General features: G+C 69.8%; 15 protein-coding genes and 1 riboswitch. Of the genes, 9 read left to right on the top strand and 6 right to left on the bottom strand.

Features of this window, described 5'->3' with window-relative positions:
- Nucleotides 1-22 precede the first annotated feature (22 nt).
- The 4 genes from murA to J4H86_RS15225 all read right to left on the bottom strand — a co-directional run bounded on the left by murA (nt 23) and on the right by J4H86_RS15225 (nt 5,878).
- On the bottom strand, nt 23-1,324 hold the full coding sequence (gene murA / locus J4H86_RS15240; RefSeq protein WP_236538292.1) for a UDP-N-acetylglucosamine 1-carboxyvinyltransferase: 1,302 nt from the start codon (nt 1,322-1,324) through the stop codon (nt 23-25).
- A gap of 321 nt (nt 1,325-1,645) precedes the next feature.
- A complete protein-coding gene (purD, locus tag J4H86_RS15235; protein WP_236538290.1) occupies nt 1,646-2,896 on the bottom strand; it encodes a phosphoribosylamine--glycine ligase in 1,251 nt (416 codons plus the stop codon).
- Nucleotides 2,897-2,941: 45 nt separating this feature from the next.
- On the bottom strand, nt 2,942-4,225 hold the full coding sequence (locus J4H86_RS15230; RefSeq protein ID WP_236538288.1) for an adenylosuccinate synthase: 1,284 nt from the start codon (nt 4,223-4,225) through the stop codon (nt 2,942-2,944).
- 204 nt (nt 4,226-4,429) lie between these two features.
- The gene (locus J4H86_RS15225) at nt 4,430-5,878 is read right to left on the bottom strand and encodes an alpha,alpha-trehalose-phosphate synthase (UDP-forming) (protein ID WP_236538287.1); all 1,449 of its coding nucleotides are present in this window, start codon (nt 5,876-5,878) and stop codon (nt 4,430-4,432) included.
- A gap of 174 nt (nt 5,879-6,052) precedes the next feature.
- Nucleotides 6,053-6,193: riboswitch (SAM riboswitch) on the top strand.
- Between the two features lie 12 nt (nt 6,194-6,205).
- On the opposite strand from J4H86_RS15225, the gene thrC reads away from it, so the two are divergent.
- The 6 genes from thrC (at nt 6,206) to J4H86_RS27455 (ending at nt 12,607) form a co-directional block, all read left to right on the top strand.
- Nucleotides 6,206-7,474 carry a threonine synthase gene (thrC, locus tag J4H86_RS15220; protein ID WP_236538286.1) on the top strand — a complete coding sequence of 423 codons (1,269 nt, stop codon included), beginning with the start codon at nt 6,206-6,208 and terminating at the stop codon, nt 7,472-7,474.
- A 65-nt stretch (nt 7,475-7,539) separates the two neighbouring features.
- Nucleotides 7,540-7,818, top strand: coding sequence for a MoaD/ThiS family protein (locus tag J4H86_RS15215; protein ID WP_236538284.1), 279 nt, complete (start codon nt 7,540-7,542; stop codon nt 7,816-7,818).
- 385 nt (nt 7,819-8,203) lie between these two features.
- Nucleotides 8,204-9,832: a chaperonin GroEL gene (gene groL / locus J4H86_RS15210; protein WP_236538283.1), complete on the top strand. Its 1,629-nt coding sequence runs from the start codon at nt 8,204-8,206 to the stop codon at nt 9,830-9,832.
- Between the two features lie 101 nt (nt 9,833-9,933).
- Nucleotides 9,934-10,524, top strand: a complete 591-nt coding sequence (locus tag J4H86_RS15205; RefSeq protein ID WP_236538281.1) for a phospholipid scramblase-related protein — start codon at nt 9,934-9,936, stop codon at nt 10,522-10,524.
- Between the two features lie 146 nt (nt 10,525-10,670).
- Nucleotides 10,671-12,185, top strand: coding sequence for an LURP-one-related/scramblase family protein (locus tag J4H86_RS15200; RefSeq protein WP_236538280.1), 1,515 nt, complete (start codon nt 10,671-10,673; stop codon nt 12,183-12,185).
- Between the two features lie 71 nt (nt 12,186-12,256).
- On the top strand, nt 12,257-12,607 hold the full coding sequence (locus tag J4H86_RS27455; protein ID WP_330932418.1) for a hypothetical protein: 351 nt from the start codon (nt 12,257-12,259) through the stop codon (nt 12,605-12,607).
- A 108-nt stretch (nt 12,608-12,715) separates the two neighbouring features.
- Here the strand turns inward: J4H86_RS27455 and J4H86_RS15190 are convergent, their stop codons facing one another.
- Complete coding sequence (locus J4H86_RS15190) at nt 12,716-13,426, bottom strand: MerR family transcriptional regulator (RefSeq protein ID WP_236538278.1); 711 nt, start codon at nt 13,424-13,426, stop codon at nt 12,716-12,718.
- Between the two features lie 61 nt (nt 13,427-13,487).
- On the opposite strand from J4H86_RS15190, the gene J4H86_RS15185 reads away from it, so the two are divergent.
- Nucleotides 13,488-13,955, top strand: coding sequence for a DUF6194 family protein (locus J4H86_RS15185; RefSeq protein ID WP_236538276.1), 468 nt, complete (start codon nt 13,488-13,490; stop codon nt 13,953-13,955).
- A gap of 1,146 nt (nt 13,956-15,101) precedes the next feature.
- Here J4H86_RS15185 and J4H86_RS15180 read toward each other — a convergent pair.
- Nucleotides 15,102-15,665: an NUDIX hydrolase gene (locus J4H86_RS15180; protein ID WP_236538275.1), complete on the bottom strand. Its 564-nt coding sequence runs from the start codon at nt 15,663-15,665 to the stop codon at nt 15,102-15,104.
- Nucleotides 15,666-15,884: 219 nt separating this feature from the next.
- Here J4H86_RS15180 and J4H86_RS15175 point away from each other — a divergent pair, with 219 nt between their 5' ends.
- Nucleotides 15,885-17,459: an MFS transporter gene (locus tag J4H86_RS15175; protein WP_236538272.1), complete on the top strand. Its 1,575-nt coding sequence runs from the start codon at nt 15,885-15,887 to the stop codon at nt 17,457-17,459.
- Nucleotides 17,456-20,020 carry a PEP/pyruvate-binding domain-containing protein gene (locus tag J4H86_RS15170; RefSeq protein WP_236538271.1) on the top strand — a complete coding sequence of 855 codons (2,565 nt, stop codon included), beginning with the start codon at nt 17,456-17,458 and terminating at the stop codon, nt 20,018-20,020. The genes J4H86_RS15175 and J4H86_RS15170 overlap by 4 nt, the downstream gene beginning before the upstream one ends.
- Nucleotides 20,021-20,038: the final 18 nt, after the last annotated feature.

Below are 20,038 nucleotides of genomic sequence, written 5' to 3'. Positions count from 1 at the left end.
CCGACCGAACCGGGACGGGCCGCTACTCGATCCCCTCACGGGTGAGATCTGCGCCCAGAGCGGCCAGTCTAGAGGCCAACTGAGAGTGACCGCGATCCACAAAGTAACCCGGAGCGACGACAGTCTCCCCATCAGCCACAAGACCGGCGAGAACGAGAGAGACGCCGGTGCGAAGATCGTGGGCGATGACCTCGGCCCCGTGGAGCTTCGTCGAACCGTGCACGATGGCCCGGGTGCCCTCCACCTCGACCTTGGCGCCCATCTTGTTGAGCTCCTCGGCGAGCGCGAAACGGCCGTCGTAAATCGCCTCGTGGATGTAGCTCTCACCGTCGGCCAGCGTCGCCAGAGTCATCAGCGGCGACTGCAGGTCGGTGGCGAAGCCGGGGTAGGGGGAGGTGACGGCGTTGATGGGACGCAGCGGCGTCGACGGGTCCCGGTGGACGTGCAGAACCGCGCCCTGCTGGGCGAACTCCACGCCCATCTGCTCCAGCTTGTGCCGGGCCACACCGAGGTGCTCGAGGTGGGCGCCGACCAGGCTCACGTCCCCACCGGTCGCGGCGGCCATCATCGCGAAGACGCCCGCGTCGATCCGGTCGGGCATGATGGTGTGCTCGACGGCGGTGAGCTCGCTCACGCCCTCCACCGTGATGAACCCGGTCCCACCACCGGTGATCTTCGCGCCCATGCGGGTGAGGAAGTCGATGACGTCGAGGACCTCGGGCTCCAGCGCCGCGTTCTCGATCACGGTGGTGCCGGGAGAGAGGACCGCCGCCATGAGCAGGTTCTCGGTGCCGGTGTGGGACGGGGTGTCGAGGTAGAGGTGGCCGCCACGCAGGTTGCGCGCGTCGACGTTGATGTGGTTGCGCTCGTCGTCCTCGGATACCTCGGCACCCAGCCGCGCGAACCCGCGGTAGTGGAAGTCGAGGTTGCGGCTGCCCAGGTTGCATCCGCCCACGCCCTCGATGCGCGCGTGCCCCATGCGGTGCATCAGCGCGGGCACGAACAGGACCGAGCCGCGGAAGCGGGACGCGATGTCGGCCGGAAGAACCGCGCGCTCGGGGTCGTTCACCCCCGACGCGTCGATGACCACGGACCGCTCGGGCTCGTGGAACTCGACTTTGGCACCCACGTGCTCCGCGAGCTCCAACGCGCGACGCACGTCCTGGATGATCGGGACGTTGCGCAGGACTGTGCGTCCCTTCGCCGCGAGCAGCGCGGCACCGATCATCGGCAGGACGGCGTTCTTCGCGCCCTGGATGAAGGCGGTTCCGTTGAGGGGACGTCCGCCGCGGACGCGATAGCGTACCTCGTGGCCCATGCTCATGATCGCCTTGCTCCTTCTGACTGACGAGGCGGCTCAGAAACCCCGAATTCCTCAGCGTGTTCTGTACTGGGACGTTGGTTTCCTACCCGACGTTCCACGGACCGCTCCGGGGGCCGGGGCAAACGGCGGGGGCGCTCAGCCCACTCGGGGCGTCCAAGGCCCGCCGCGGCCGAGGGGCGGCGTCGCTGCTCCCAACGCGGGAGTCAACCGGAACCACTGTATGTGCAGACCGACCAGACTTGTGTCATCGTGCCGGGAATCACGTGCGCCCCAAGAGGCGTCCGGATCCCCTGCCACCATGACGTACGAACCGCCCGCCGGTCACCCTTCCGCGCCGACTCCCGAGGCGATGTCGGTCCGAACCCGCGCCCCACGGAGCTCGATTCGTTCCACGGCAGCATAGGCGCTGGCCCGGGCCGTGGGAACATCGGCACCCGTCCCGACGACACTGAGGACGCGTCCCCCGGCCGTCGTGATGTCATGGGCTCCGCTCCACGCGGTCCCGGCGTGGAGCACGTAGGCACCGGCGACCTCCTCGGCCGCTGAGATTCCTGTCACGAGGTCACCGGTCACGGGGTCGCTCGGGTACCCGTCGGCGGAGACGACGACCGTCACCGCCGCGCCCGGCCGCCACTCCAGGGTGGTCTGGGGCGGGAGCCCGCCGGTCGCGGTGGCGAGAAGCAGCCCGCCCAGGGGAGTGGCCAGCCGGTCCAGGACCACCTGCGTCTCGGGATCGCCCAGGCGGGCGTTGAACTCCACGACCCGGGGGCCGGAGGAGGTGAGGGCCAGGCCGACGTAGAGAACACCCTGGTAGGGGATGTCCCGCCGTGCCATCTCCGCGATGGTGGGCCGCACGACCTCCGCCATGACCTGGTCCACGAGATCGTCCGGCACCCAGGGGACGGGGGCGTAGGCTCCCATCCCTCCGGTGTTGGGTCCCAGGTCGCCGTCCAGCGCGCGCTTGTAGTCCTGGGCCGGAAGCATCGGAACGGCGTTGGTTCCGTCGCTCAGGGCGAACAGTGAGAGTTCCGGCCCGTCGAGGTACTCCTCGATGACGACCTTCTCGTGTCGGCTGGCGTGCTGTTCGGCCTCGGCCATGTCCTCGGTCACCACGACGCCCTTACCGGACGCCAGACCGTCGGCCTTGACCACATACGGCCCGCCGAACTCCTCCAGCGCGGCCCGCACCTGCGCCGGTGAGTCACAGGTGCGCGCGGACGCGGTGGGTACGCCGGCCGCGCGCATGACCTCCTTGGCGAAGGACTTGGACCCCTCCAGACGGGCCGCCCGCGAGTCCGGGCCGAAGCACGGCACACCGTAGTGGCGCAGCTCGTCGGCGACCCCGGCGACCAATGGGGCCTCCGGACCGATCACCACGAGGTCGGCCCGGACCCGTCCGGCGAGTTCCCGGACGGCCACCGGATCGGTCACGTTCACGACGTGGTTCTCACCCAGCGCGGATGTTCCGGGGTTACCCGGAGCACAGTGCAGGCTGACGACGTTGGGATCACGCGAGAGCGCTCGCGCCAGGGCATGCTCGCGGCCACCGCCGCCGAGGACAAGGACCTTCACAGTGCTGAGCCTATTGGTTCGGTGTCGATGGGTGAGAGGAATGGGTCACACGAGGGAACGCAGTTCCAGGGTCTGCTCGCGCCCCGGCCCGACGCCCACCGCGGAGATTGGTGCTCCGGAGAGCTCGGCGATGGTGTTCACGTAGTCCTGGGCGTTCTTGGGAAGGTCCTCGAAGCTCCGCGCCAGGCTGATGTCCTCGCCCCATCCGGGGAACGACTCGTAGATGGGCACGGCCCGGTGGAACTCCGTCTGGGTCATCGGCAGCTCGTCGTGGCGGACCCCGTCGACGTCGTAGGCCACACAGACGGGGATGCTCTCCAGGCCGGACAGGACGTCCAGCTTGGTGAGGAAGAAGTCGGTGATCCCGTTGACGCGGGTGGAGTAGCGCGCGATGGGGGCGTCGAACCACCCGCAGCGGCGATTACGACCCGTCGTCACGCCGTATTCGTGCCCGCTCTGGCGCAGCCAGTCACCCATGTCGTCGGTGAGCTCGGTGGGGAAGGGGCCCGCGCCGACCCGGGTCGTGTAGGACTTCAGGATCCCCACGATCTTGCTGATCCGGGTCGGGCCGATGCCGGCGCCGGCCAGCGCCCCGCCGGAGGTCGGGTTGGAGGAGGTGACGAACGGATAGGTGCCGTGGTCGACGTCGAGCAACGTCGCCTGGGACCCCTCCAGGTACACGGTCTTGCCCTCGTCGAGCGCCCGGTTGAGGGCGAGACTGGTGTCGGCGACGTAGGGGCGGAGCTGTTCGCCGTAGCCGAGGTACTCGTCGAGGATCTGCTCCAACTCCAGGCCACGACGGTTGTAGATCTTGGTCAGGGTCTGGTTCTTGTCCGCCAGCGCCAGCTCGAGCTTCTTGCGCAGGATCTTGGGATCGAACAGGTCCTGGACGCGGATGCCCACGCGAGAGATCTTGTCGGCGTAGGTGGGGCCGATACCGCGGCCGGTGGTGCCGATCCGGGACTTGCCGAGGAAGCGCTCGCTGACCTTGTCCAGCGCCCGGTGGTAGGGCATGATCAGGTGCGCGTTCGCCGAGATGAGGAGGCGCTCGCAGGTCACGCCACGTTCCTGCAGCCCGCGGATCTCCTCGAACAGCACCGCGGGGTCCACGACCACGCCGTTGCCGATGACCGGTACGACGTCGGGCGAGAGCACGCCAACAGGCAGGGAGTGCAGGGCGTAGTGCTCCGAGTCGATCACGACGGTGTGCCCGGCGTTGTTTCCGCCCTGGAACCGCACCACGTAGTCAACGCGATTCCCCACGAGGTCAGCGGCCTTGCCCTTGCCCTCGTCCCCCCACTGGGCGCCAATGATGATGATCGCTGGCATCCGTGACTACCTCAACATTCTGGTTGTCTCCCGGCGTGGTGCCCATGGTGTGTCGCTACGACGTCGGGGGGCACGAAAACGACCCCCGGCGCAAGAACACACCAGGGGCCCTTGCGAATTGAGGCTACACGATGCCTCCGGCGCGCCTCGGTTCGGCCATCGCGATGGCCTGCTGCGATGGCGTCCGCGAATCGCGGCAGGGCGTCAGCCGAGCGCACGAAGCTGGTCGGCGAACCATCGTTGTGGCGGGAGAGCCGCGGCGGCGTGCGCGAGCCGCTCCAACCGCCGTGCCCGTTCGCCGCTGGGCATGATCAGCGCGCGGTGCAGCGCCTCGGCGGTCTCGGTCACGTCGTAGGGGTTGACCATCAGCGCGTCGTCGGCGAGCTCGTCCGCGGCGCCGGCCTCCCGGGAGAGGACCACCACGGCGTCGTTGTCCGACAGCAGCGGCCCCTCCTTGGCGACGAGGTTCATCCCGTCCCGGATCGGGTTCACCAGCAGCACGTCGGCGATCTGGTACGCGGCGAGCGAGCGCGGGTAGTCGTCGGTGACCTCGAGCAGCAACGGAGTCCAATCGGAGGTGCCGAACTCGTCGTTGATGTCCTTGGCCAGCCGTGTGACCGCCTCGGTGTAGTCGCGGTACTCGGTGATGTCGGTGCGGCTGGGGTAGGCCGAGGCCAGGTGCACGACGCGCCCGTGCCACTCCGGGTGGGTCGCCAACAGCTCGCGGTAGGACTCCAGGCCCCGCACGATGTTCTTGGAGAGTTCGGTGCGGTCGACCCGGACGATGAGCTTGCGCTCTCCGACGGCCTCCTGGAGCAGGCGGCGCCGCTCCGCCACGTCCGACTGGGCGGCCCGCTCCTTCAGCCCCTCGGCGTCGGCGCCGAGCGCGTGCACGCCGACGCGGACGACGCGGCCACCGATGCGGATGGTGCTCTCGCGGCGGTCGACGTCGGCGTCCAGGACGCTGGCACAGCAGTCGAGGAACGCGTCGGCCCAGCGTTGGCTGAGGAAACCGAGGTAGTCGGCGCCGAGCATGCCCTCGAGTAGCTCACGGCCGACCGCCGTCGGCAGGATCCGGAAGTACTCCGGGGGCGCCCACGGAGTGTGGGAGAAGTGGGTGATGCGCAGGTCCGGTCGCCGGTCGCGCAGGAGACGCGGAACCAGGGCGAGGTGGTAGTCCTGCACGGCCACCTTGGCGCCCTCGGCGGCACCGGTGGCCAGGGCGTCACAGAACGCCTTGTTGTAGGCGCGGTAGTCCGCCCACACCCCCTGGAAGTCGGTGTCGAACGCCGGGTTCGTGGGAGTGTCGTACATCATGTGGTGCACGAACCACAGCACGGAGTTGGCGACCGTGGAGTAGGCGTTGGCGAAGGTCTGCGGCGCGATGTCCAGCATGCGCACCCGGCCGGCGCCGAGGTCGGGGTGCGCGAGGTCCAGGCGCCCCTCCGGCGCGCTGCGTGCGGCCTCCCGGTCCAGTTCGGTTAACGCCGCGCAGACCCACAGGGTCTCGGTCCCGGGGTCCGCGCTGACCGCACTGAGTCCGGACACCAGACCCCCACCGCCGCGACGGGCGCGGGGGGACTTCGATGCCTCGTCCAGAGTGAAGGTCGCGGGCCCCCGGTTTGAAGCGACGAGGATTCGGGCCTTGTCCACGTGTGCGACCACCTCTCACGCATCGGCCTAAGTCTTGTCAATCGAGGCTATCCCGGCATGACGGGACAACGGGTGCACGGGTTGCGTGTCGTGCCGTTTCATGGTCCTGCGTACCCCACTTTGGTGACGCTACAGCCCCGTCAGCTAAGGTGTGGAGAAATAACAACCGAATAGTGCTCATCCAGAGGGGTGGAGGGACCGGCCCGACGAAGCCCCGGCAACCATCTTGGCTGACAGGTTCGCGATGACGCGGACGCGGCCGAGGCAGGTGCCAACTCCGGCCTGTGGTCAAGGTGGCCACGGGGAAGATGAGGGGAGCTGCCTCGCATGGCGATCACCGCCACCGAATCGCACACGACCGTCACCCGTCCCTTCGGACCCGCCTCCGCTCTCTCGTGTCGTGAGTGCGGCGAGCGTTACGAGATTGGGCCGCGTTTCGCGTGTGAGCAGTGTTTCGGGCCACTCGAAGTGGCCTATGACTTCTCCGGCGTCTCCATCGACGCGATCAAGAGTGGACCCCCGTCGATCTGGCGGTACGCGTCCCTCCTTCCCGTTCCGGCCGACGTCGCCTCCCGGCCCAACATGGCTCCCGGCTTCACGCCGCTGGTTCGCGCGGACCGGCTCGCCGCCGAGTTGGGCCTGCGTTCCCTGCACGTCAAGGACGACTCCGCCAACCCCACCCACTCCTTCAAGGACCGTGTGGTGGCGATGGCGGTGGAGGCCGCGCGCGCGTTCGGCTTCCACACCCTCTCCTGCTCCTCCACCGGCAACCTCGCGGGCGCCGTCGGTGCCGCGGCCGCGCGGGCGGGCCTGCGCTCCTGCGTGTTCATCCCGGCCGGCCTGGAGGAGGGCAAGGTCGTCATGGCGGCCGTCTACGGCGGCCGTGTCGTGGCGATCGACGGCAGCTACGACGACGTCAACCGGTTCTGCTCCGAGCTCATCGGCGATCCCGCCGGCGAGGACTGGGGCTTCGTCAACGTCAACCTGCGGCCCTTCTACGCGGAGGGGTCCAAGACCCTGGCCTACGAGATCGTCGAGCAGTTGGGCTGGCGTCTCCCGGAGCAGATCATCATCCCGATCGCGTCGGGATCCCAACTGACCAAGATCGACAAGGGGTTCCGCGAGCTCATCGAGCTGGGGCTCGTCGAGGACACGCCCTACACCGTCTTCGGGGCCCAGGCCACCGGGTGTTCGCCCGTGGCCAAGGCGTGGGAGGCGGGGCACGACGTGGTGCAGCCGGTGAAGCCGGACACCATCGCCAAGTCCCTCGCCATCGGCAACCCGGCGGACGGGCCCTACGTGTTGGACGTGGCCCGACGCAGTGGGGGGTGCGTGTCCCACGTGTCCGACGAGGAGATCGTCGACTCGATCTCGCTCCTCGCCCGGACCGAGGGCATCTTCGCCGAGACCGCCGGGGGCGTGACCACCGGCGTGCTGCGACGTCTGCTCGCCGAGGGAAAGCTGGACCCGAACAAGGAAACCGTCGTCCTCAACACCGGTGACGGGCTGAAGACCCTCAACGCGGCGACCGCGGGGGTGTCCGCCACCATCGCTCCGTCCCTCGAGGCGTTCCGGGACGCGGGCCTGGCGCACTAGCGGGCGCGCCGGTACACACCGGTCAACAAAAGTCAGATGCTGCGAGCGAGGAGAGTAACGAAGCGATGAGCGGCGTGAACGTTCGGGTCCCCACCATCCTGCGGACCTACACCAGTGGTGAGTCCGAGGTAACCGCGTCCGGTGCGACCCTGCGCGAGGTGCTGACCGACCTCGAGACCAACTATCCCGGGATCTCGGCGCGGATCCTCGACGACTCCGGCAAGATCCGGCGCTTCGTGAACGTCTACGTCGGCGACGAGGACGTGCGCTTCGCCTCAGGGGTGGAGACCGCGACCCCCGCCGGCAGCCGGGTGTCCGTCGTCCCCGCCGTCGCCGGGGGCTGAGCCGCCGATCCGTCCGGACAGGGTGAGCTGTTCCGATCCCCTGGGGTTCCCACCACGCGTGGGTCGACGCCCCAGGGGATCGTTGTTCTCGGCCCTTCTCGGTGGCGTCGTCTTTTGCCAGCTCGCCGGGTCGAGGGCGGTGGTCGCAGGGGATGACCTGTGCCAACGCGTGACGGTAGCCTGGCACCGGAGCATTTGCACTCGCCCGGGGGGAGTGCTAAAAAGGCGTTAGCACTCCATGCTTTGGAGTGCTAATCATCAGGCTCGGGGCGACGAGGCCACGACCGTCGGCAGAGGGGTTGTCGGACAGGTCGGGTCGTCCGTCGCGGGCGTCGGCTCGAACCTACTGCGAACCAGCCCGGTACTCGGGAGGACCAACAGTCTCATGGCAGCCAAACTGATCGCGTTTGACGAGGAAGGCCGGCGCGGCCTTGAGCGCGGCATGAACCAGCTCGCGGACGCCGTGCGCGTCACGCTTGGCCCCAAGGGCCGCAACGTCGTTCTGGAGAAGAAGTGGGGCGCCCCCACCATCACCAACGACGGTGTCTCCATCGCGAAGGAGATCGAGCTCGAGGACCCGTGGGAGAAGATCGGGGCCGAGCTCGTCAAGGAGGTCGCGAAGAAGACCGACGACGTCGCCGGTGACGGGACCACCACCGCCACGGTGCTCGCCCAGGCCATGGTTCGTGAGGGGCTGCGCAACGTCGCCGCCGGCGCGAACCCCATCGGCCTCAAGCGTGGCATCGACGCCGCGGTCGGCCGTCTGAGCGAGGAGCTCGCGAACCTCTCCAAGGACATCGAGACCAAGGAGCAGATCGCCTCCACCGCGTCCATCTCCGCCGGCGACAGCCAGATCGGCGAGATCATCGCCGAGGCGATGGACAAGGTCGGCAAGGAAGGCGTCATCACGGTCGAGGAGGGCCAGACCTTCGGGCTGGAGCTCGAGCTCGCCGAGGGTATGCGCTTCGACAAGGGCTACATCTCGCCGTACTTCGCCACCGACCTGGAGCGCATGGAGACGGAGCTTGAGGACCCCTACATCCTCATCGTCAACTCCAAGATCTCCAACAACAACGAGTTCCTTCCCATCGTGGAGAAGGTCCTCCAGGCGGGCAAGCCGCTGATGGTCATCGCCGAGGACGTCGAGTCCGCGGCGCTGCAGACCCTGATCGTGAACAAGATCCGCGGCACCTTCAAGTCCGTCGCGGTGAAGGCTCCGGGCTTCGGTGACCGCCGCAAGGCGCAGCTCGCCGACATCGCGGTGCTCACCGGTGGCCAGGTCATCACCGAAGAGGTGGGCCTCAAGCTGGAGAACACCGAGCTGGAGATGCTGGGCCGCGCCCGCAAGGTCGTCGTGACCAAGGACGACACCACCATCGTCGACGGCCAGGGCGACGCCGAGGCCATCTCCGGCCGGGTCAACGAGATCCGCAGCGAGATCGACCGGACCGACTCCGACTACGACCGCGAGAAGCTGCAGGAGCGCCTGGCGCGCCTCGCGGGCGGTGTCGCGGTCATCAAGGCCGGTGCCGCGACCGAGGTGGAGCTCAAGGAGCGCAAGCACCGTATCGAGGACGCGGTGCGCAACGCCAAGGCCGCCGTCGAGGAGGGCATCGTCTCCGGTGGAGGCGTGGCCCTGCTCCAGGCCGGCGGGCCGGCGTTCGAGAAGCTGGACGTTGACGGCGACGAGTCCATCGGCGCCGGCATCGTGCGGCGCGCCATCGAGGAGCCGCTGAAGCAGATCGCCGAGAACGCCGGCCTCGAGGGCGGCGTCGTGGCGGAGAAGGTCAAGAACCTCGAGCCGGGAATCGGCCTGAACGCCGCGACCGGTGAGTACACCGACCTGCTCAAGGACGGCGTCATCGACCCGACCAAGGTGACCCGTTCCGCGCTGCAGAACGCCGCGTCCATCGCTGGCCTCTTCCTCACGACTGAGGCGGTTATCGCCGAGAAGCCGGAGAAGGAGAAGGCCGCCGCGGACCCGAGCGGTGGCATGGGCGGTATGGACTTCTAGTCCCACCCCCACGCTCACGATGGGCGGCACCCCTGTGGGGGTGTCGCCCATCGTCGTATGATCGGCGAAACCATTCCCCCAGTGGAAGCGTCAAAGTCGCCGTGCAGGATTTCTTCACGACCGTTCCCCTGGTGGTGCGTCAGCCGCAAGGGGGTTTCGGTACCCTCAGCGAATACCACTGCTACGACCAGTGGGGCCGTCAGGTCGCCCACGTCCGCGAGGTGGGCGTGGACGCCGCGATGCAGGTGTTCCGGGTGATCGGCCCCCTCGCCGGCGCGAGCCACCAACGACGCGTCGTCGTGTCCGACGGGTGGCAACGACCCCGCCTCTACATCCACAAGGAGTGGTCGTTCGGTGCGGCTTCCACCGTGGTGCAGGCGCCCGACGGGTCGATCGTCGGCAGGATCCACCAACAGTTGCGGTTGTTGCAGGCGGAGTTCCACCTCAAGGACGCCCACCAACAGCACCTCGGGACGATCCAGGGCGACCTCTTCGCGCACGACTTCCAGATCTTCGACGCCTACCAGCACGAGATCTGTCGCGTGAACCGTCGCCTGCAGGGGCTCGCCGAGGTTTTCACCACGGCCGACACCTACGTCGTCTGGAGGCGCTACCTGGACCTCCCCGAGCCACTGCTGACACTGGTGGTCGCCTCCGCGATCGTCATCGACCTGGTACTCCACGAGGGATAGCCCAGGACCACGAGGCGAGCGGGAGACCCCGTGCTGGTCCAGCCCCGTGGTCGTACCCGGTGCGTGTACGGTGAACCTGCCGTGTTCGCGGAACCCCTCTGTGCCGTCACCCCCTGGCGGTGCTGCGAAATCGGAAAAGAGTTGCCATGGAGAATCTCTACGGCTCCCCTGTGCTCATGGTTGAGCAGCCGCGCCGGCTCATGCCGGACAGCCACTACAACGTGTACGACGGGAACGGCTATCCCACGGCACACGTACGGGAGTTGATGCCCACCGCACAGTTCCTCGGGGGTGGTGGGCGGTACCGTCCGCACCGGTTCGGCCTCTTCTCTCCCGAAGGCGAACCCATCCTGGTCCTCGACAAGCCGTGGCAGAACGGTCTGCCGAACATCTTCGTCACCGACGCGCACGGTGGCCCCGTCGGCTGCATCGTGCAGGACGTGCGTTTCGCGGGTTCCCGATTCTGGCTCCAGGACGCCCACGGCCAGAACATCGGACGGATCGAGGGCGACTGGGGCAACTGGCAGTTCCAGGTGTTCGACGGGCACGGTCAGCCGGTCGCACAGATCGACAAGCAGTACACGGGTCTGTTCAGCGGGCAGTGGAACGTCGAGGACCGGTACTCCCTGCAGTTCCACTACGATCCCGACGAGTGGCTGCGCCTCCTCGTGGTCGCCAGCTCCGTCACGATCGACGTGCTGCTGCACGACTTCAAGCGTGACTCCAGCTTCTACGCCTTCGGCCACTCGAACATGTGGTCGGGCGACCCGTTCTTCTACGACCGCCGGGGGTTCTGGGGCCCGCGTCACGGCTGGGACGGATACTTCGGCTACTACGGTCCGCGTTGGTACGGGCGCCGTTACTACGGCGGGCGCTTCCACGGAACCCGCCGCTATGGGCCCCGGTGGCGCTCCGGACGTTACGTGGGCGGCGGCTACTACCGTCCCCGGCCGGGAGTCCGATACCGGCCGCAGGTGCGCCGGGGCGGGTTCCGCCCCGCGCCGCGGGTCGCCGGTCGACCGGTGGCGGGCAAGGCCGGCGGTCGGCCCGCCGCGGCCCGGTCCGGTGGCGTGGTGCGGGGTGGGCCGTCGGGTAGCCGGCGCGGTAACGACGGGGTCGCGCGCCGCGGCTCCCGCGCCGCACCGCGCCCGGGTGGGTCGACGCCCGGCGGGCAGTTCGGCGCCGGTGTCGGCGGTCGGTCGTCCTCGGCGCGGAGCGGGCCGGGAGTCGCCGCGCGTCGATCGGCCAGTGGCGCGGGACCGCGCGGACAGGCCTCCGGGGCCCGGAGCGGCCCTCCCGGGGTCGCCGCCCGCCGGAGCGCGAGCGGTGCCTCGCCGCAGCCACGCGGCCAGGCCAGCGGGGGCCGGGGAGGCTTCGGTGCCCCGACGCCGCGTGGCCGCCCCTCGGGTGGGCGCGCCGGCGGCTTCGGCGTCGGACGTTCCTCTGGTGCCGGACGTTCGTCCGGCGGGGGACGTTCCTCCGGTGGCGGCGGACTCTTCGGCGGCGGCGGTGGTCGTTCCGGTGGTGGCCTCTTCGGAGGAGGTGGTGGCGGAGGCCGCCGGAGTGGCGGCCTCGGCGGTGGTGGTCGTCGCAGCGGCGGGTCCCGTGGTGGTGGCGGCAGCCGCGGCGGGAGCCGTGGCGGCGGTGGCCGCAAGCGCTAGGCGACCGCGGCCCTGACATAACGTGGGTCTACCTGGGGCGTTCCCTGAACCGCCGCGGGTAGGTCCACGGTATGCGCGGTAGCCGGATATGGTCCGGTGGCCGGTGGGAGCTCTACTCCGTCGCTCTCGTGGTCGCCGGAGTTCTCGTTGTGTCGGTGTGGCTGTGGGCCGCTTTTGGAGGGTGGGGAGTGCGGATCTTCTGCGGTGACTATCCGACGCAGAGCTGTCTGGACCAGATGAGTCTGTTCGCGCTGGCGTCGCTTATCCCCGGCGTCCTGGCGCTGGTCCTGTTCGTCGCGGCGTTCGTCCTGCCGTCCCTGCGCGAACGCTCCGACCTGCGTGCGCAGACCCTCGGTTACTCTCTCGTGGCCTGGTTGATCGCCGGCTTCACGGTCGTCCTCGGCGGCCTCCCCGCGATCTGACCGCGTCCCTTCCCCTGCCCGCCCTCCCCCCAACGGGATTTCTCCACCCCCGTCGGAGTGAGTGCGCGTCCAGCGGGTGAACGCGCACTTCCACTCGCTACCGCGGGGCTATTTCCACACGGGCAGGGAGTCGAGGGCCGCCGCGGCCCGAACCAGTTCTCGCGATCGGGCGTTGAGGGTGGTCTCACGCGCCGCCAACGCCCGGGTCACCTCCTCCCATCGCTGCGTGTGTCGGAGCCGGGGCATCAGTTCCCGGAGCGTGGGCACCCGGTAGCCGGCGCCTCGCAGTTGGTGCACGATCCGCGCGTCGCGGACGTCCCGTGGAGCGTAGCTACGCGCCGCGCGGGGGCCGGTGCGACGCGGGCTGATCAGCCCCTCGGTCTCCCAGTGGCGCAGGGTGGAGGGGCGGACCCCCAGCGCGTCGGCGAGTTCGGAGATCGTCATGAGATCCGAGGGACGCGGAGCGTCGATCGGCTCGTTGGTGATCGTCGCGACGGCGTGTCGGGCGAGTCGCAGGTCCTGCCGTTCCCGGTGCAGTGTGGCGTGCGCGCTGTCCAGGCGTTCCACCAACTCGACGGACCTGCCGCGAACGGCGGCACGCATGATGCCCTTCGCCTCCGCGGGACCGACCGCGGCGGCGAACGCCCTGTACGCGAGGGCGGCGCTCACGTGGTTCCAGTCGTAGGAGCGATATCCGGAGGGGGACCGCGACGCCACCGGGAGTACACCGTGACGCTCCAGATCCCGGATCTGCTGCACGGAGTACCCGGACTCGCGGGCCACGTCGCTGGTCCGTAGCCCTGAGTTGAGACTTCGCACGGTTCTTCCCCCAATCGACGGGCGTAAGTCTCCACATGCACTTCAGGTTCACGCTGGAGGTATGACCGAACAGGAACTCATCCGGTTCATCGCCGGCATGGACGGAGTGCTCACGCTGCGACCCCAGCCCGGAGACGATACACCCGAGGTCGCCTGGGGAGACTCCTTCTTCTACTACGCGCCTGACGGTGTCATTCCGCGAACCCAACCGTTCGCGACGATCGTGACCAAGGACTATCCGGACGACGTGGCGTCCCGCCTGGATCGGCCCGACACCTTTCGGCTCAACATCTGGGTCGGCTCCGCCGCGTACCGCCGCTGGGTGAACGCCGAGCCGAAGGACGCGACACCATCCCCAACCGACGCCAGCGCGGCCGACGTGATCGTCCCCCACCCGCTGTACGCCCGGAACGGCTGGGTGGCCGTCGTCAACCCCGGAGCCGACACCGCCAAGGCCGTCGTGGAGCTGCTCCAGTCCGCCCACGACCAAGCCCGACGCCGCTTCCACCGTCGTGACACCCCACAGTGACCCCGTGCTCCCCGGGCCGCACCACGACCCGGGGAGCACGCCTCCCACAATGGTCGGACTCCGCCCCCACCACCACACCGACCGGGTGCCGCACGTCGCCCGACACGCTCCGCCCCGAGCGGGAGGGGAGATGGGCCGCCGGCCGCCGGTCATCCCCGCCACGACTGGGGCGCGCCCGACTGCCCCTTGGGGGTAGGCGGGGCATCAGCGAGCGACCAGTGCCTCCGTTCGCCGCGCGTTCGTCCGCCGCCGTCGGAGCGACCCCGACGTGATGGCAGGGAGCCGTGGTCACCTCGACCGCCGGTGTTCGCTCGTCCCCTGTGCCCGGTGGGGGGCGCGCACCGATGCGAGCGGTGGTGACGACGAGCCGCACCTCGTGCGCGGCATGCCCAGGTGAGAGGGTCGTCCGAACTCCGCTCCGCACCGCGCAAAGGGTCGATCCGCGCCGGACCGTCCCGTCGGGCGTTCGGGCGCCAGCCAGCCAGTCCACCGAGCCGGTGCGAGTGTGGAGTGCGTCCGTTTGGGGGGGCGCCGTTCGCGTCGGGGCGACGGTGGAAAGCGGCCGGTTCCGTCCGCCTGTCCTCAATGTGACCAGCTCGGGACAGGCCCCGAGTCGCCGGGAGAGTCCCCAGGCGCGGCACGATGTTCGGGCGCCGGGGCCCGGGTTCGAAGCCTCGCCGCACCTGGTGGAGTCACGTCGCGTCTGCGGAGTCGCCGTGGGTTCTCCTTCTGGTCGTGCCGGTTCCGCTGGCGTGATCGGGGGCGGGCGCGAATCGGCCGTGCCGCGTGCCGCCCGCGCGGCCCACGGCGTCGGTGCCCTGGCGGCCGGGCACCATGATCGCCTCGAGGGCCCGGCTTCGTTCGACCCTCCGCGCCCGGTGCGAGCGGGCCGTGAGACGGCGGGGGCCGCTCGGGCGCCGGGCGGGACGCGGCGGGTGTCCCGGTTGACTGTTCGGGCCCCGCCGACGACAGGGACACACGGCCAGGAGAGGTCTTCGACTCGGTAGGCGTGCGGCTCGTCGGGGACGCGGTCCTCTCCGGTGCGTCAGCGAACGACCAGGTCACGGCAAGTGGAGAGCGTGTCGAACGGGCAGGCCCGAGGGGCCCTGATCGCCCCCTGTCGACCGGTGTGGTTCAGCTACCCCCTCAGCCGTTGGTTACCAGCAACTGGTTCAGGCGGTCGAGGGTCTCGACGACGTTGTCCTCGCCGCTCAGCTCCTGCGCCTCGGGGACGGTCAGCCACCGAAGGTGCGCCTCGGAGTGCTCGGGGCGGGCGCGGTCGGGGGAGTCGCAGGTGAGGGCGAAGCGCAGGTCGGCGTGTTCGTGGGCGGGTTCGCGGTCGTTGGCGGGGACGTCGACCACGACGACGTGCAGGAGACGCTGGTCCGGCCAGGGGCGGACGTCGTCGAGTCCGCTCTCCTCGCGTGCCTCGCGGAGGGCGACCTGGATCGGGTCGGTCTCGCCAGGGTCGGCGTGCCCGCCGACCTGGAGCCAGGCCCGAAGGCGGGGGTGCCAGCGCATCAGTACGCGGCGGGTCGGCACGTGCACGATCAGCGCGGACGCGGTGGCGTGCAGCGGGGTGGTGCGGTCCCAAGGATCCGGAGTGGTGAGGAGGGCGCGGGTTCGCTCCAGGTCCGCGGTCTCCGTGCCGTCGCGTGGCGTGTGGGCGTCGAGTGTGGACGCGAGTTCGGCGTGCGGCACGGACGGCATCCGCGATCCTCCTGCTGCTGGCGTCTGGGGTGGTGCTGCCAGTCTCCCTCCCTGCCGGAGAGAGCGGGCCAGCCTCGGGGCAGCGTAGGGGGCATCCAGGAGTGGGGGCAAAGCGAAATTCGTCCGACCGACTCTCATAAGAAACGTTGCGTTTTCTATTTCGCCGCCTTAGGCTTTCTACGAAACGAACCGTTTCCTAAGGGTTGGGTAGGAGGACGCATGGGCGACACCTCCAGTGCCGCGAGTGGGGGCGACGGCGCTCCCCGCGTCGGGGTGGTGCTGCCAGGGCTGATGGTGGCGATGCTGCTTGGAGCCCTGGACCAGACCGTCATGACGCCCGCGCTGCCGGCGATCGCGGGTGAACTGGGCGGTCTGGAGGCGATGCCGGTCATTCTCACCGCCTACTTCGCGGCCGCGACCGTCGTGATGCCGCTGTACGGAAAACTCGGGGACCGGCTGGGCCGCCGCCGGGTACTGGAGGCCGCGATCCTGCTGTTCGTGGTGGGCGCGGTCGTCTGCGCCGTCGCCCCGAGCCTGGGGTGGCTGCTCGCCGGGCGTGTCGTGCAGGGGTTCGGCGGCGGCGGTCTCATGATTGGGGCGCAGGCCGTACTGGGTGAGGTGGTGAGCCCACGAGAGCGCGGACGGTACCTCGGTCGACTCGGCGCGGTCTATGTGGTGGCCGCGGTGGGCGGCCCGCTCCTGGGCGGTCTCGTGGTCGACCAGCTCGACTGGCGCTGGGTGTTCCTCGGCGAGATCCCGCTCGGCGTCGTCGCCCTGGTCGCGATCCGCGTAGTGCTGCGGGGACTCCCGGTCCCCCGCTCCGTCGTGCCGATCGACTACTGGGGGGCGTCCGGGCTCGGCACCGGAGTACTCGGGATCGTCGTCCTCACCGGACTCGCCGGCCAGGACGTTCCCCGCTGGGTGACGGTCGGCGCCCTCGCGGCGGTGCTGGTGGGCCTGACGGTGTGGGGGGTCGCCGCGCGGCGCGCCGCCGACCCCGTGCTGCCGCTCCGGCTCTTCCGCGACCGCGCCTTCTGGATCCCGGGCGCGGTGAGCTTCCTGGTCGGGTTCTCCCTCTTCGGCGCGATCGGCTTCCTCCCCGCGTTTCTCCAGGTGGCGGTGGGGACCTCGGCGACGCGCGCGGGGCTCACCGTCACCGCACTCATGTTCGGCGTGATCGTGTCGATGTCCCTGTCCGGCAGCCTGATCACCCGCACCGGCCGCTACCGGATCTATCCCACCCTTGGCACCGCGATCGCGGCCGGTGGGCTTGGTTCGTTCCTGCTGGTCACGGAGGAGACACCGCTCTGGATCCTCATGGCGGTGCTGTTGGTGACCGGGCTGGGGATCGGCTTCGTCATGCAGGTCATGACCCTGATAGCCCAAAACGCCGTCGAGTTCCGCGACCTCGGTACCGCGACGTCGACCGTCACCTTCCTCCGGCAGATCGGTGTGTCGGTGGGGATCGCGGTCGTGGGTGCGTTGACCACCCTGCGTTTCGCCGAGCGGCTGCCCGCCTCGGTGGCGGACCGTGTGGGCGACGCGGGGTCCCTGTCGCCGGAGGTCATCGCCACGCTCTCACCACGGGCGCAGGACCTGGTCGCGTCGGCCTACGGAGTGGCACTGCCGCCCGTCCTCGGCGCGCTCGCGCCGCTGCTCGCCATCGCCTGCCTCCTCACCCTCGCCATCCCGGCACGGCCCCTACGGGACCGTGCGCACACCGACACCAACGACACCGACGCGGTCCACGCGCCGGAGCACGCGGACTCGACCACCACTGGGAGGACCCCATGACGTCCACACCGCAGGAGCCGTCCACGATCCAGCCGACATCCCGCGACGAGACCGGCCACGTGGTTCCACTCAGCGCCATCGACGCCAACGACCTGGCCAGCGCCGGAGGAAAGGGCGCCAACCTGGGGGAGGTGGTCTCCGCGGGTTTCCGGGTACCGGACGGGTTCGTCGTGACCACGGGCGCGTACTCCAAGGCTCTGGCCGACGGGGTGGAAGCCCGCGTCAACGCCCACCTCGCGGCGTCGGACGACGGCGACGGCTTCGACGCCGAAGCGGTCGGGAGCGCCATCCGCGCCGAGTTCGCCGACCTCGTAGTCCCCGACGACGTACGTACCGCCATCACCGACGCCTACACCGCCCTGGGAGAACCTCCCGTCGCGGTCCGCTCCAGCGCCACCGCCGAGGACCTCCCCGGCGCCTCGTTCGCCGGCCAGCAGGACACCTACCTCAACGTTCGCGGGATCGACGCCCTGATGCGCGCGGTGCGTGACTGCTGGGCCTCTCTGTGGACCGACCGCGCCATCGCCTACCGGCACAGTCGCGGGGTGGACTCCGAGAGCGTACGGATCGCCGTCGTCGTGCAGGCCATGGTCGACGCGGAACTGGCGGGCGTCCTGTTCACCGCCAACACCGTCACCGGGGCCCGCGACGAGCTGGTGGTCGAGGCCAGCGGTGGGCTGGGCGAGGCGGTCGTGTCCGGAATGGTCACGCCGGACCACTACCGGCTCTCTCCGGACGGCACGGTACTGGAGTCCCGACTGGGCCGGCGCGAGGTCGTGATCCGAAGCGCGCCCGGCGGCGGCACCACGGAGGAGGTGGGGCGCGACGAGGACACGGACCGGTTGTCGGACGCCTCGCTCAGGGAACTGGCCCGCCTGGGTACCGCGCTCGCCAACCACTTCTCCCGCCCCCAGGACATCGAGTGGGCCTACGGCGACGGGAAGATCTGGCTGCTCCAGGCACGTCCACTGACCGCGGTCCCGCCGGCCCCCATCAAGCTCAGTCCCATCCAGCGGTTCATGGGGCCGGTCATCGCCGAGCTCTTCCCACTCCGGCCCTACCCGATGGACATAAGCGCGTGGACCGTGCCCGGCGTCGGACAGCTCGTCAACCGAATGATCCTCGGCATCCCCGCGGCCAGGTTCGACTTCGCGGAGGTGGTGCCCGAGGTCGACGGCGTCGTCGACCGGTTCGTGCCACCCGATCCCCGCCCCACGTTCGCCACCGTGCTCACCCCGCTGCGGCTGGCGAGCAAGGTCCGCCACTACGACCCCGCCGAGTGGCGCAACGATCCCCGCTACCAGCGGTTCGACCGGGACGTCGCCGCCCTGGCCAAGAGGGACATTTCGACGCTGGACTGGGACACCCTGTGCAGGCGGCCCCGGGAGTCACTGGAGCTGTTGGACCGGATGGCGCTGACCCGTGTCGACTACCTGCCGGCCACGGGGTACGCCCTCATCCGACTTCGGCTGGCCCTCGCCCGACTGGGTGTGAGGGACCAACTCTCCCAACTGATGGCGGGCGCCCCCACCAGAACCCAGGACGCCAACGACGCTCTCCAACTCCTCGCGGACGAGGTGCGCGCGGATCCCGCGCTTCGCCGACTCTTCGCGGAGGAGACGGCGGAGGCCATCGTGGCCCAACTCCGCGCCGGTCTCCACCCGGAGCTGCGATCCGCCCTCGAACGCTTCCTAGGCGAGTTCGGGCACCGGGAGAGCGAGAGCATCACCCTCATCTCCGCGCCCACGTGGAGCGAGGCGTGGGAGATCCCGATCGGGGCGATCCAGGCCCTCGCCCGGCGTGACCTGGAGACCGAGGAGTCCAACCCCAGCGAGGACGCACTGGCGCGGCTGGAGTCCCACCCCCGCCTGCGAGGCAACCCCCGGCGTCGCGCCCGTCTGCGCCGTCGGGTGGAGGCCGCCCGGATCGGTGCGGCGTTCCGGGAGGACACGCACTTCGAGTTCTCCCGGACATTGCCCCTGGTACGCCGCGCCGTCGTCGAGATCGGTCGCCGCCTCGCCGCCGCGGGTGTCCTGCGCCACCCGGACGACATCTGGCATCTACGCCTCTCCGAGGTGGAGAAACTGCCGCGCCCCGAGGAGGTCCCCACGGACGAGGGGGAGCGACTCCGCTCCCTGGTCCGCGACCGCCAAGCCCGCCGAGCGGAGCTGGAGGGCGCGCCCCTGATCGCCGCGACCACGCTGTTCCCGAACCGCCAGAACACCGACGGCGCCCTGGTGACCGGGACACCCGGTGGCGGCGGCCAGGCCAACGGAGTCGTACGTGTCATCCGGAACCCGACCGAGTTCGGGAAGCTCCGCAGTGGGGAGATCCTCGTGTGCCCCACGACCAATCCCGCCTGGACCCCACTGTTCCGGACCGCCGCGGCGGTGGTCGTGGACACCGGTGGCCCGGGGTCGCACGCGGCGATCGTCGCCCGTGAGTGTGGTATCCCAGGCGTGATGGGTACCGGGACGGCGACCAACGTCCTTGTCGACGGCCAACGGGTCACCGTCGACGGCGACCTGGGCGTGGTCCGGGCGGAGCCGGAGGGACGGTGACCGTCGTGAGGAGGAACG

The sequence above is a fragment of the Spiractinospora alimapuensis genome, assembly GCF_018437505.1.
GTDB lineage: Bacteria > Actinomycetota > Actinomycetes > Streptosporangiales > Streptosporangiaceae > Spiractinospora > Spiractinospora alimapuensis.
Note: the sequence above shows the minus strand (reverse complement) of the source record. Positions and strands in the feature narration are given on the sequence as shown.

Excerpts from the sequence above, each read along its gene's own strand:
- murA (WP_236538292.1), bottom strand. The coding sequence starts at position 1,324 with ATGAGCATGGGCCACGAGGTACGCTATCGCGTCCGCGGCGGACGTCCC.
- J4H86_RS15230 (WP_236538288.1), bottom strand. The coding sequence starts at position 4,225 with ATGCCAGCGATCATCATCATTGGCGCCCAGTGGGGGGACGAGGGCAAG.
- thrC (WP_236538286.1), top strand. The coding sequence starts at position 6,206 with ATGGCGATCACCGCCACCGAATCGCACACGACCGTCACCCGTCCCTTC.
- J4H86_RS15215 (WP_236538284.1), top strand. The coding sequence starts at position 7,540 with ATGAGCGGCGTGAACGTTCGGGTCCCCACCATCCTGCGGACCTACACC.
- groL (WP_236538283.1), top strand. The coding sequence starts at position 8,204 with ATGGCAGCCAAACTGATCGCGTTTGACGAGGAAGGCCGGCGCGGCCTT.
- J4H86_RS15200 (WP_236538280.1), top strand. The coding sequence starts at position 10,671 with ATGGAGAATCTCTACGGCTCCCCTGTGCTCATGGTTGAGCAGCCGCGC.
- J4H86_RS27455 (WP_330932418.1), top strand. The coding sequence starts at position 12,257 with ATGCGCGGTAGCCGGATATGGTCCGGTGGCCGGTGGGAGCTCTACTCC.
- J4H86_RS15185 (WP_236538276.1), top strand. The coding sequence starts at position 13,488 with ATGACCGAACAGGAACTCATCCGGTTCATCGCCGGCATGGACGGAGTG.
- J4H86_RS15180 (WP_236538275.1), bottom strand. The coding sequence starts at position 15,665 with ATGCCGTCCGTGCCGCACGCCGAACTCGCGTCCACACTCGACGCCCAC.
- J4H86_RS15175 (WP_236538272.1), top strand. The coding sequence starts at position 15,885 with ATGGGCGACACCTCCAGTGCCGCGAGTGGGGGCGACGGCGCTCCCCGC.
- J4H86_RS15170 (WP_236538271.1), top strand. The coding sequence starts at position 17,456 with ATGACGTCCACACCGCAGGAGCCGTCCACGATCCAGCCGACATCCCGC.